The 12,606-nt window shown below is 71.2% G+C and carries 6 protein-coding genes; 3 read left to right on the top strand and 3 right to left on the bottom strand.

Annotated features, from left to right (window positions below; genetic code table 11):
- Positions 1-134: 134 nt before the first annotated feature.
- The 3 genes from ACFWE2_RS20105 to ACFWE2_RS20115 form a co-directional block, all read right to left on the bottom strand.
- Positions 135-2,111 carry an anthranilate synthase family protein gene (locus ACFWE2_RS20105; protein ID WP_377225980.1) on the bottom strand — a complete coding sequence of 659 codons (1,977 nt, stop codon included), beginning with the start codon at positions 2,109-2,111 and terminating at the stop codon, positions 135-137.
- Positions 2,112-2,372: 261 nt separating this feature from the next.
- Positions 2,373-6,161, bottom strand: coding sequence for a hypothetical protein (locus tag ACFWE2_RS20110; protein ID WP_377225981.1), 3,789 nt, complete (start codon positions 6,159-6,161; stop codon positions 2,373-2,375).
- Positions 6,162-6,314: 153 nt separating this feature from the next.
- Positions 6,315-9,548: a S1 family peptidase gene (locus ACFWE2_RS20115; RefSeq protein ID WP_377225982.1), complete on the bottom strand. Its 3,234-nt coding sequence runs from the start codon at positions 9,546-9,548 to the stop codon at positions 6,315-6,317.
- A gap of 267 nt (positions 9,549-9,815) precedes the next feature.
- On the opposite strand from ACFWE2_RS20115, the gene ACFWE2_RS20120 reads away from it, so the two are divergent.
- From ACFWE2_RS20120 to vanX, 3 genes are all read left to right on the top strand, one after another.
- Positions 9,816-10,814 (top strand): D-isomer specific 2-hydroxyacid dehydrogenase family protein, encoded by a 999-nt coding sequence (locus ACFWE2_RS20120; protein ID WP_377225983.1) that lies wholly within the window; start codon positions 9,816-9,818, stop codon positions 10,812-10,814.
- Between the two features lie 69 nt (positions 10,815-10,883).
- Positions 10,884-11,921, top strand: coding sequence for a D-alanine--(R)-lactate ligase (gene vanA / locus ACFWE2_RS20125; RefSeq protein ID WP_377225984.1), 1,038 nt, complete (start codon positions 10,884-10,886; stop codon positions 11,919-11,921).
- An 11-nt stretch (positions 11,922-11,932) separates the two neighbouring features.
- Positions 11,933-12,556: a D-Ala-D-Ala dipeptidase VanX gene (gene vanX / locus ACFWE2_RS20130; RefSeq protein WP_377225985.1), complete on the top strand. Its 624-nt coding sequence runs from the start codon at positions 11,933-11,935 to the stop codon at positions 12,554-12,556.
- Positions 12,557-12,606 lie beyond the last annotated feature (50 nt).

Genomic DNA, 12,606 nt, shown 5'->3' on the forward strand with positions numbered 1-12,606 from the left:
TACCGGGTACGCCGAGTCAGATCCGTGGTCCGACCAGCGCGCTGACTGGCGGTACCCGGTACGCCGAGTCAGTCAGCTGGGATCAGCCGCCTCCGGCCCTCCGGAACACGCCGTAGCATCCGCAACCCCAGCCCTCACCGCGCCGCGGTCGGCTCCGCCGGGACACCCAGGACGTGTCGGGTGAGGGCGTCGAGGACCGTGAGACCGTCGGACGACAGCACCGACTCCAGGTGGCCCTGGACCGAGGCGACCCGCGGACCGCGCAGCGCGGTGAGCACTCCGTCCGCGTCGAAGGACGGCTCGAGGGCGAGCCGGGGCACCGGGCCGTCGTCGGCGGCGCTGGTGGTGGTGACGTGCGCGCCGAAGGTGTTGTAGTAGCCGACGGCGGCCGTGCTGCCGAACACGTCGGCGTCGAGCCGCACGCCCTGGCGCGGTGCGGGGAGCGCGCGGACCGGGAAGCCGGCGAGGCCCGCGAGGACCTGGTGGCTGAGGCAGACCGCGAGCAGCGGCAGGCCCGCGGCGACCCGCTCGTGGATGCGCCGTGCGATGGAGGCGATGCGTGGGTCCTCGTGATCGCGCGGGTCGCCGGGCCCGGGGCCGAGCACCAGGAGATCGTCCGCGAGGACGTCGTAGTCGGCGTCCCACCGGACCATGCGGGTGTTCATGCCGAGGTGCCGTAGCTGGTGCGCGAGCATCGTCGTGAACTGGTCCTCGTGGTCGACGATCAGGACGCTCGGGCCGGTCAGGGCCGTCTCCGTGGCGGTGCGGGCGGGGTCCTGCGGACGCACCCAGAACTCGGCGAGCTGGCTGTTGCGGGCGGCCAGCGCCTCGGCGACGCCGGGCTGCGCGTTCAGGTCGACGGCGACGTCGGGCCCGGCCCCGCGCGGCACGAGCCCGAGCGAGCTCAGCACGCCGGACGCCTTGGCCCGCGTCTCCGCGACCTCGTGCTCCGGGACCGAGTGGCGCACGAGGGTCGCTCCCGCCGGGACGGACACCCGGCCGCCGTCGTGCAGATAGGCGGTGCGGATGAGGATCGGGGCGTCGAGCGAGTAGCCCGCGGCGCCGTCCGCCGAAGGATCAGCGGAGCCGGGCTCGGCTACCTCCGGCTCGAACAGGGCGAGGAACCCCGAGTAGTAGCCACGCGGGCGGGTCTCGTGGCGGGTGATCACCGTGCAGGCGTTCTCCATGGGCGACCCGGTGACCGTCGGCGCGAACATCGTCTGCCGCAGCGCCTCGCGGGGGTCGAGGTCGGTCCGGCCCTCCAGCAGGTACTCGGTGTGGCTGAGGCGGGCCATCTGCTTGAGGTAGGGGCCGACGATGCGCCCACCGTCCGGGCAGAGCGCGCTCATCATCTTCATCTCCTCGTCGACCACCATGAAGAGCTCCTCGTTCTCCTTGGTGTCGCGCAGGAACGCAAGGACGCCGTCGCGCGTGGGACCCGTCGCGGGGTGGCGGTAGGTGCCGCTGATCGGGTTCATCCGGGCGACGCCGTCGTGCAGGGTCAGGTGCCGCTCGGGCGTGGCCCCCGCCAGGGACAGCGCCTCGCCGTCGGACGCCGGGGCGTGCACCGCGAAGGTCCAGTACGAGCCGACCTCGTGCGTCAGCAGCGCACGGAACCACGACGTCAGCGCGGGAACCGGGGCCGAGTCGGTGTGCGCCTCGAAGCGGCGCATCACGACGAAGTTGGCGCCGGCGCCCTGCCCGATCTCGTCGTCGATGACGCGGCGCACGATGCCCGCGTACTCGTCGTCGGGGATGTCGAAGCCGAGCGGCTCGGCAGCCACGGGCTCGGGTGGGAGGACGGCGATCGTGTCGGCCACGGAGACCCGCTCCGACTCGCGGACGACGAGGCAGCGCAGCGGGGCGCCGTCGTCGTGCACGGTGAAGCCGCGCTCGACCGCCTGGCGGAAGGGGACGACCGCGAGCACGGGCGCGCCGTCGAGCGGGATGTCGCCCAGGAGGTCGACGTCGACCACGTCGCCGACCAGCACCTCGACCTCCAGGCTGCCCTCGCGGCGTAGCAGCGCGAACGGGAGCGTGCCGTCGGAGGCCAGGACCCGGCCGAGGAGGGGGTGGCGGTCGGTGGTGGCGGGGCTGAAGCTGTCGGACATGCTGGGCCTCTCGGTTCGGGGTGCCCGCCCCGGTCCGCGGCTTCGTGGAAACACGAACGACCGCCTCGGGGCGAGGCGGTCGTTGACGTGTGTGGATGCGTCGCGGCTCGCCTAGTCGGCGGGCCACCAGTCCTGGCTGATCAGGTGCGACGTCATGGGCGGAAGGCTAGCCGGGCTCGGGGTGGGGTGTCCACAGGAAGCAGCCTACGGATGGCCGGACGTCTCCTGTGCCCGCCGCACGGGCCAGGCGACGTCCGGTCGTCACTGACGGTAGAACTGCGCGATCGTCCCGTCGCGGTTCAGGGCTATCACGTAGACGAATCCGTCGATCTCGTGAATGAATTCCGAGATCCGACTGCGACCCTCCAGGTATTCACGTATCCCGGCCTCGTTGTGCCGCACGATCTCGGTCAGATATCGATCGAGGTCCGCGACGGTATCAGTGGGTGCGAAGTATCTCCGTACGTCAGTGGGCTCGACACCAAAGTACTCCCACGTCTGGCGGCTCATCACGCGCACCATCAGACCTTCTGGCATCCGGACCGTTCGCCCGCCGATATCGAAGCTCGGCGGCGACCAAGCGAGGTCAGCGAGGGCGTCGCGGATGCGCTGCTCGACGCACTGGTGGGGCGACGTAGCGCCGCTCCCGCCTGCGTTCAGGCAGGCATTCGCTCGGTACATCTCGATCAGCCTGGCGTTCTCCTGGGCGAGACCCTGGAGGCTCGGAGCCTTCCAGTACTCTTTCCAGGCGGCATTCCAGCTTTCCCAGTACTCCTCCGAGTAGATGTCGGGCATCCACTCGTCGGTTGCCAGACCCGTGATCTCTTCGATCACGGTGCTGCACGCCTCGGACTTCCCGCACAGCCCATCGGGAAAATACCTCAGCTGCAGATCCAGCAAGAAGAGTGCCCAGGGCTCCATGATATGTATGCTCGACCAGAGGAAATCCAGCTTCATGTCCAGCTTTTGCTGGCTGAGGAAGTTTGGTCTCGTTGTGTTCGCGAGGCATCTGTCAGCGGCGAGCCCTTCGCCGAACACGGACGTGCACAGGTCAGCATTGATGTAGACCTGTGCGGCCGGGTTGAAATCCGCCTGGATCAGGTTCACGGCCCATTCCCAGACCTCGTCCACGCACTCCTCGTCGTATCCACCCGGGATGCGGCATCCCCCTGCGCTGAGCATGTCCAGCTGGATGCGCTGATCAGCATCCTCGAGGACGTCTTCGACCATCCGGTCGTAAGCGACCTCATACGCACCCTGGGCGTGCCGCGCGGCTTCGGTCGCGCTCTGTCCCGCCGCGACCGCGTCACGCCATGCCCGGGTCGCGCTGTCCGTCGCCTCCTGGGCAGACTCGATCGCTCTGCCATGAGACACGGCCGCCCAGGTGGCCGACCGGGCCGCGGACTCCGCCGATCCCCTCGCCTCGGCGGCCGCGGCCTGCGCGGTGTTCGCCGACCGCTTCGCGTCCTCCGCCGAGCGGGTCGCCCGGGCTGCCGCGGCGTTCGCCGCCTCGGCATGCAGGCCCGCCTCGGCCGCGGCAGCGATGGCCGCGTTCGCATGGTCCACGGCGTCCTGGGCAGCTCCGGCGGCTCGAGCGGCCTCTTCCCAGGCACGCTTCTCGTTCTCCGTCGCCCGTGCCGCTACCTCGGCGACCTGGAGCACCAGGGAACTGATCGTCTCCACGTGAGCGGCGGTCCGCCGGTCCCGCGCGGCGGCGTCGTGGCGACCCACCTGGAGGAACTGCTGCCGAAAGGCCGGTGGCCCTTCGAGCGCGATCTCCGCGTTGATCCGAAGCTCGCTCCCCTCGGGTGCGTCCTGGAAGATCTGGGTCACCTTGATCTCGTTGTCGGCCTCCCGTGCCGCGTACTGCCCCGTCTCGAGGAACCTGCGCAGCGCAGGGGCGGAACCGTCGTCCAGGGCTGTGGTCGCGGCGTCGACCGTGTGCGCGTCGTTCGCCTCACGTGCAGCGGCGAGCACCCGTGTGGTCTCGAGCTCGTCCTCCTCGCGTCGTTCCGGATAGTCCGGGTTCTCGAGGAACGCTGCGACGTCGGCGTCCGTACCGTCGAACACGGCCGCGACGGCGGTCCGCATCGCCTCCGAGCCGCTGGTCGCCAGACCGGCGAGTGTTGTCCGGTCGTCCATGCCCTCGGCCGAACGCAACCCGCCACGAGCGAAGGCAAGCACCTCCTCGTCATGGCCGACCAGAGCCGCCCGCGCCGCCTCGCGCGTCCACGACCCGCCCGAGTCGACCAGTCCCAGCGCGGCTTCACGTGCCCGCGCGACCGCGATCTCCCGAGGGGTGCCCGGGTCGGTCGCGACGTCCAGCGCGGCCTGGACCGACGGCGGCCGCTGTTGCGTCCACGGCGTGTTCGAAGTCGGCGCATCTGCCCCCTGCGCTTCCTGGACGATCCGAGCGACGTCGCGGGCGGACTCGATCATCTGCTCACGTTCGCGGGCAAGGCGGGACCGGTCCTGACGCCGTGCCTCCATGTTGATCTCCTGGGCCTGCTGAGCGCTCAGCCGAGCGGCCTGCGCGGCCTGGGACGCCGCTTGCGCGTGCTCCCGGGCGAGGCGTGCGGCGTCCACGGCCTCGCCGGCATGGTTCGCGGCGTCTTCCGCTGCCGCGGCCGCGTTGCGCGCGTGGGTCACCGCGGACGCCGCCGCGTCGCGGGCGACGATCGCCTGCTCCCGGGCGTACCTGGCGAAGGCAACGGCCTCCTCTGCCGCCCGCTGCGCACGCAACGCCGCGGCGCGTGCGCGCTCGGCCGCCGCGTACACCGTTGCCGCGTCAGCACCGGCGGCAGAAGCGGCCTCCGCCGCCGCCTGCGCCGCGGCCGAGGCATCGTTCGAGTGGCCGACCGCGGACTGCGCGGCGCGAATAGCACTGTCTACCTCGTGCAGTGCTCCGATCGCCAGCTTCATGGCCGTGCTGGCCTTCTCGACCTGCGTGGCCGCGGCGCGCGCTCCGGCCGCTCGCGCACTGGCACTGGCCGCCGCGTTCCGGTCGACCCGAGCCTGCGCGGCGGCGCGATATGCCTCGGCAGCCCTCTGTTCGGCCACTGCTGCCGCCATCGCGACCCGGACGGCAGCGTTCGCCGCGGTGCGCGCTGCCGCCGCGGCGTCGTTGGCCGCGCCGACCGCGGCACCTGCGGCGTTGGCAGCGCTCCGGGCCGCCTGAGCCGCCTTGCTCGCGGCGACCTCCGCCCGCCGCCGGTCGCTTCCCGCCGCTTGCGCCTCAGCCCTGGCCGTCGCCGCGGCGCCCTTCGCCAGTGCCGCCTCTTTCTCGGCCCTGTCCGCCTCGTCGGTCGCGGCATTCATCGCCGCCTGCGCCTGGCTGCCCGCGGCCTCGGCCGCATGGAGGAGGTCCGTGATGCTCGCCTGTTCGTGGTCCCTGGCTGCCGCCACCCCCCACTCGATGTCCAGGAACCGCACCAGCGCCTCTTGCCGACCGGTGTCGAGTGCCGCGGCAGCGGCCTCCTTCACCCGCGGCCCCCCGGCGGCGAACGCCTGGTTGACGCGGATCTCGACGTCCGCCTCCTGGGCCGTCGCCCAGCCGCCCTCGAGGAACTGCTCCAGGGCCTCCGGCGTGCCGGCATCCAAGGCGGAACGGGCGGCAGCCTGAACCTGAGGGCCGCCGAGGGCGGCCAGCTGAGTGATCCGGATCTCCTGGTCGGCCAGCCACGGGTCGTTCCAGCCGTCCGTGAGGAAACCACGCAGGGCCTCCGGATCCTCGGCGTCCAGGAGCGGGGTCAGTGTGGCCCGCATCGTCGGCCCGCCGCTCGCGAACATCTGGGTCGCGAGAATGTCCCGGTCCGCGAGCTCACGCACGCTCCACTGGTCGTGGACGAACGCGCACACCTCAGCCTCACCACCCAGCAGGGCTGCCTCGGCCGCGGCCCTCACCTGGGGTCCGCCGGCGTCGCGCGCCGCGAGCACGCCGGCCCTCGAACACTCCTGCTGTGACTCGGTTGCCTGGGCCGTCTCGGCCTGCGGCACCACACCAGGAACGACCAGGCCGGTCACCACCACGGCCACCAGAGCGCCGCGCACGCCACGCCTCGGGAGCCCGCGCCACGGCCTTCGAACGGAGATGCTTCTCACTGTCGGACCTTTCTCGTCCACGTGACTTCACCGGTGGGGCCTGCGCCGAGGAGGAGCGGTCACCCCTCGGCGCAGGAGCTGTCTGGCCTTCCGTAGGCGGCGTCAGACCTTGATCTGCAGCAGGACCGTCTGCTCGGATCCGGGATCCGCCCCGATACCGACCGGCGTGTAGGTGTCGGATTCACCGGTGATCACCACCGGTTCGCCGGACCGCGTGTCGACGACCGCCGTGTAGTCGTGCCCAGCACCCTCCTCGTAGCCGTCGCCACGGATGGAGAACACGTTCTGCACCCGCAGGTCGATCCGGCCGGAGTCACCACGGACCACGAGGCAGAGCGTGCGAGCCCCACCCGACTCGACCGTGTACCGGACCCTCATCGCCCCAACGCCCTCCTCGTCCTGCACCGTCGCGCACTCGACGTCGACGGTGATGTTCCCGTCGCCCGAGATGAGCTCGACGCCGAGCTGCGCGCCGATCCGCGCCGCGTCCGGATACGCGAACCGCTCCACCAGCGACGTGACCCCCGCCGGCCGCGCCACGGTGACCGCGGCGTCCGGCTTGCGGGTACGGTCCAGGACCACCGCCAGCTTCTGGGCCGGGCGGTACCCGAACAGGTGCGCCTTGCCGCCGCCCGCCGCGGCGACGCTGACGAGCTGGTCCTGCGCGCTCCGCAGGGAGTAACCCCCGAGGCCCCCCGCCTGGTCGGGGCGGATCGTCGTGAAGCCGGTGGCGGTGGCCGTCCGGATCGCCGACATCGTCGTGCCCGGGGCGTAGGCGACCAGGTCGTCCAGCCTCCCGTCGTCGTCGTACGCGGTGGCGACCACCCGGCTCGTCGCGCTGGCCAGGGCGGGCCACGTGCCCTCGGACTGTTCGGTGTAGGCGGACGTCGTGTCGCGGCTGACGACCGAGTACTGCTTGGCCGTGCCCGGCCGGTACACGAGCAGGTCGTTCGGCTTGCCGTCGTGGTCGGCGTCGAACGGCGTGATCCGGTCGCCCGCCGCGAACGTCCAGCCGCCCAGCGATGTGGTGTGCGGCATCACGTAGCCGAAGGTGGGGCCGGCCACGACGGCCGCCGTGCCGCCGGCGCTCGGGTCGTACTGCATGATCTCGTCGAGCCGGCCGTCACCGTCGTAGTCCACCGGGACGAGCTGGGGGTCGTCCCCGTTGAGGACCACGCCCCAGGAGTTCTGGTACTTCTTCACGAACTGGCCCGACGCGTCGCGGCTGTACACCGCGACGTTCCGCACGGTCGTCGAGCCGACGCCCGGCCGGTACACCAGCAGGTCGTCCAGCTTGCCGTCACCCTCGAAGTCGAACGCGACCATCTTGTCCACCGCGTTGTCGAGCGGCCAGTCGCCGATGCCCGTGCCACGGTGGACCTCCGCGTACGTGCCGTCCGCCCGGCGCTCGGCGATGACGACGAGCCGCCCGCCGGGCCGGTACAGGAGCACGTGGTCCGCCCGTCCCGTGTGGTCGAAGTCGTAGGCGATGGCCTTGTCGGCGGCGTTGGAGAGGTCGAACCCCGCCACGCCGGCGTTGCTCTCGTGCGTGATCTCGTACTGGCTCTCGCCGCGGTCGAGCCGCTTGATCGCCCAGGCGCTCTTCGCGCCGGGCCGGTAGCCGAGCACGAGGGTCCGCGATCCGGTGCCCGGGCCCTCGAACGGGACGAGCCGGTCTGCGTTGTTCGTCAGGTCGAACCCGCCGAGGCCGCCGTCGCGCGGGCCGGTGAGCGGCGCGTAGGTGTCGGTGGCGGCGTCCCAGGTGATCGCGCTGACGCGGCCGAGGCCGCCGCTGACCGGACGGTAGGCCACGAGGTCGTCGTCCAGTCCGTCGTGGTCGTAGTCCATGGCGACCACCTGGTCGGCGGCGTTGTCCAGCGATGTCCACGTGGCCGCATCGACCGTGGAGTAGCCGCCGCTCGTGTTCCGGCTGAGGACCGCGTACTTGCTCGCCGTTCCGGGCCGGTACACGAACAGGTCGTCGCTCTTGCCGTCGTGCTCCCGGTCGAACGGGACCACCCGGTCGCCGGGGGCGAAGGTCCAGCCGCCGAGCGACGTGGTGTGCGGCATGAGGTAGCCGAAGCTCGGGCCGGCCACCACCGCCGCCGTGCCACCGACGCTCGGGTCGTACATCATGATCTCGTCGAGCCGGCCGTCACCGTCGAAGTCCACCGGGACGAGCTGGGGATCGTCCCCGTTGCGCACCAGCCCCGCCGCGTTCTGGTACTTCTTGACGAACTGACCCGACGCGTCCTGGCCGTACACCGCGAGGTTCCGCACCTCGGCCGAGCCGACGCCCCTGCGGTACACCATCAGGTCGTCCAGCTTCCCGTCGCCCTCGAAGTCGAACGCGATGATCCTGTCCACCGGGTTGTCGAGCGCCCAGTCGCCCAGGCCGGTCGTGCTCCGGAACACCTGGACGTACGTCCCGTCCGGGTCGCGGCGCACGACCTGCACGAGGTTCGAGCCGGGCCGGTACATCAGGAGGTGGTCCGCCCGGCCGCTGTGCGCGTAGTCGAAGGCGATGACCTTGTCGGCCGACGACGAGAGGTCGTACCCGCCGATCCCCGCGGACGTGCTGCGGTACTCCCAGCCGAACTGCGAGCTCAGGGCCGGGGCGTTCCGCTCGACCCAGCCACCCAGCCCGTCGAGGCGCACCACGGTCGTTGCCGCGGCGGGCTCCGTCGCCTCGGCAAGGCACCGCGCCCCGTCCGAGCCGGCGACGAGCCCGACGAGCGGCCCACCACCGGTGCTCGCCACCGGCGCACCGGCGTCCCCGAGGCACGCACCGGCCGCGCCGTCGGCACCCGTCCACACGAAGGTCCCCGCGCCCACCTCGCCGACGACGCCCGTGGCGTACTCGGGCGCGTCGGGCACCCAGGTGTCGGCGGTGCGGCCGAAGCCGGCCAGCACCGACGCCGCGCCGGCCACCGGGGCCGTCGAGGTCAGCGCCGCCTGCGCGATCCCTCTGGTGGGCAGCGCGAGCCGGACCAGCGCCACGTCCCGGTCGGGGTGCGGCACCACCCGGTCGACGTCGAGCGTGCGCGCCGGGGCGCCGGCGTGCGCGCCACCGACCACCACCTCGGCCGCGACGGGTGGTTGCCCGGTCGTCAGGGCGCCGCCGTCGGCGGCCAGGCAGGAGCCCGCCGTCAGGACCCACTGCGGGCGCACGAGAGCGCCGGAGCACGCACGCTCCTCGCCCAGCCGAACCTTCACCAGGTAGGGCGCGCTCCCTGACGGGACCGGGTCGCCCCCGGTCACCGCCATCGCGGGAGCCGCCAGACCGGCCATGATGGTCGCCGCGCCTACCAGTGCGGCAGTGAACCGTCGCAACATCCCAGCCTCCATAGAAGTGGTCATACCGGGCACTCTCAGCGCCACTGGACAAGGTAGGCAGGCAGGCTTGCAGAAACCTTGTACGCGGCTTGCACGGCCGCTCCGGCACGGCCTGCCTGGTGGCGGCCCGGCAGGGCCCGGCAAGGTGCGAGATGTCCACAGGTAGCCGGACGGCCGGTACCATCCGGGTATGCACAAAGCGATACGTCCTACCCGCACGACGCTCTCTTGACTGGTCGAACGAGCTCCAGCGGACCCGCACCGGCGATGACCTCCGCCGCCCGATCACGGGCGTCCGGCTCGGCCACCGTCGCGACGACGGGCATCACCGTCTACGGCTGCGGAGCAGACGAGGCAGCCCTGTTCCGGACGATGGCGCCCCGCTTCGACGTGGTGCCCACGATCATCGACGCCGCGCTGACGGAGGAGACCGCCGACCTTGCCCTCGGCAACAGCTGCGTCAGCGTCGGCCACAAGACGCAGATCACCAACCCGACGCTGCTCGCACTGAGCAAGGTCGGGGTCGAGTACATCTCCACGCGGAGCGTCGGCTACAACCACATCGACGTGTCGTACGCGCAGAGTGTCGGGATCACGGTGGGCAACGTCGCCTACTCCCCCGACAGCGTCGCCGACTACACGCTGATGCTCATGCTGATGGCCGTGCGCCAGATGAAGTCGGTGCTGCTGCGCGTCGAGGCCCATGACTACCGGCTGAGCGAGACGCGCGGCCGGGAGCTGCGCGACCTCACCGTCGGCGTCGTCGGGACGGGACGGATCGGCACGGCGGTCATCGACCGCCTGCGCGGCTTCGGGTGCCGCATCCTGGCCTACGACACGCGCGCCGCGACCTCGGACGACCACGTCCCCCTCGACGACCTGTTCCGCGAGAGCGACATCGTCACCCTGCACACGCCCCTGACGGCGGCGACGCACCACCTCCTCGACCGGCGGCGCATCGCGCAGCTCAAGCCCGGCGCCTACGTCATCAACACCGGCCGGGGGCCGCTCCTGCACACCGAGGCTCTGCTCGAGGCGCTGGAGAGCGGGCACCTGGGTGGTGCCGCCCTGGACGTCGTCGAGGGTGAGGAAGGGGTCTTCTACGCGGACCGCCGGCACAAGCCCCTCGACGACGGAGCGCTCGCGCGGCTGCACGGGCTGCCGAACGTCGTCATCACGCCGCACACGGCGTACTTCACGGATCACGCGCTGGCGGACACCGTCGAGAACAGCCTGATCAACTGCGTGAACCACATAAGTATCTGAACCACTGATATTTGACCTGCTCGTATTTGCCCTGCTCGACGACCTGAAACTACGAGAGCGAGAAACTGCATGTCCAAGCTCAATGTCGGAATCCTCTTCGGCGGCCTCTCCGAGGAGCACCCGATCTCCGTGAAGTCCGCGCGGGAGGTCGCGAAGAGCCTCGACACCGAGAAGTACGAGCCGTTCTGGATCGGCATCACGACAAAGGGCGACTGGCGGCTCTGCGACGGTCCCGGGGAGGGCTGGGAGGACGCCGGCTCGCGTCCGGTCACGCTGTCGCCCGACCGCAGCGTGCACGGTCTGCTCGTGCTCGAGGAGGGTGCGTACGAGACGATCCGGCTCGACGTCGTCTTCCCCGTGCTCCACGGTCAGCTCGGTGAGGACGGCGCCGTCCAGGGCATGCTGGAGCTCGCCGGCATCCCCTACGTCGGCTGCGACGTCCAGGCCTCCGTCGTCTGCATCGACAAGTCCCTCACCTACACGGTCGTGCAGGCCGCGGGGATCCGGACGCCGGACCTCAAGATCGTGCAGGGTGACGAGGCCGTCGACGCCGACGAGCTCACCTACCCCGTCTTCGTGAAGCCCGCCCGTTCCGGCTCCTCGTTCGGCGTCAGCAAGGTCACCGGCCCGGAAGAGCTGGCGGACGCGCTGGCAGAGGCGCGCCAGTACGACTCGAAGATCCTGATCGAGGGGGCCGTGGTCGGTCGCGAGGTCGGCTGCGCCGTCCTCGGCAACGACCCCGACCTGTTCACCGGCGAGGTGGACCGGGTCGACCTCTCGCACGGATTCTTCCGGATCCACCAGGAGAAGTCGCCCGAGACCGGCTCGGAGAACTCGACCTTCATCGTCCCCGCCGACATCACCGAGGAGGAGCGCACGCTCGTCCAGGAGACCGCCAAGGCGATCTACCGCGCCCTGGGGTGCAAGGGCCTGGCCCGCGTCGACACGTTCCTGACCGACGACGGCCAGGTGATCCTCAACGAGGTCAACACCCTGCCCGGCCTGACGTCGTACAGCCGCTACCCCCGGATGATGGCCGCGGCCGGGCTGCCCCTCTCCGAGGTGATCGACCGCCTGGTGCCGCTGGCGCTGCAGACGGCACGATGACGGACGGCGCGATGAACGGCGACTTCGCGTTCGTCGACGAGCTCGTCCCCGGCATCCGCTGGGACGCCAAGTACGCGACCTGGGACAACTTCACCGGCAGGCCCGTCGACGGCTACCTGGCGAACCGGATAGTCGGGACCAAGGCCCTGTGCGCGGCTCTCGAGCGCGCGCAGGAGCATGCCCGGTCGCTCGGGTTCGGGCTGCTGATCTGGGACGGGTACCGGCCGCAGCGTGCCGTCGACCGTTTCCTGCAGTGGTCGCGGGAGCCGGAGGACGGCCGGACCAAGCAGCGCCACTACCCGAACATCGCCCGCGACGAGATGTTCTCGCGGGGTTACGTCGCGGCCCGGTCCGGCCACACCCGGGGCAGCACCGTGGACCTGACGCTCTTCCACCTCGACAGCGGTGAGCTCGCGAGCATGGGCGGTGACCACGACCTGATGGACCCGGTCTCGCACCACGGCGCCGCCGGCGTGCCGGAGCTCGAGGCCAGGAACCGGCAGACGCTCTGCACGGTCATGGAGGAGAGCGGGTTCGACCGCTACGACAACGAGTGGTGGCACTACAACCTGCGGGACGAGCCGTTCCCCGACACCTACTTCGACTTCGAGATCTCGACGACGGTCCCGGCGTAGGTCGCGACGCCGGCCGGCCAGGCGGTCCGGCCGACCGGAGGGTGTGATCC

The organism is Promicromonospora sp. NPDC060271, assembly GCF_042726755.1.
Lineage (GTDB): Bacteria > Actinomycetota > Actinomycetes > Actinomycetales > Cellulomonadaceae > Promicromonospora.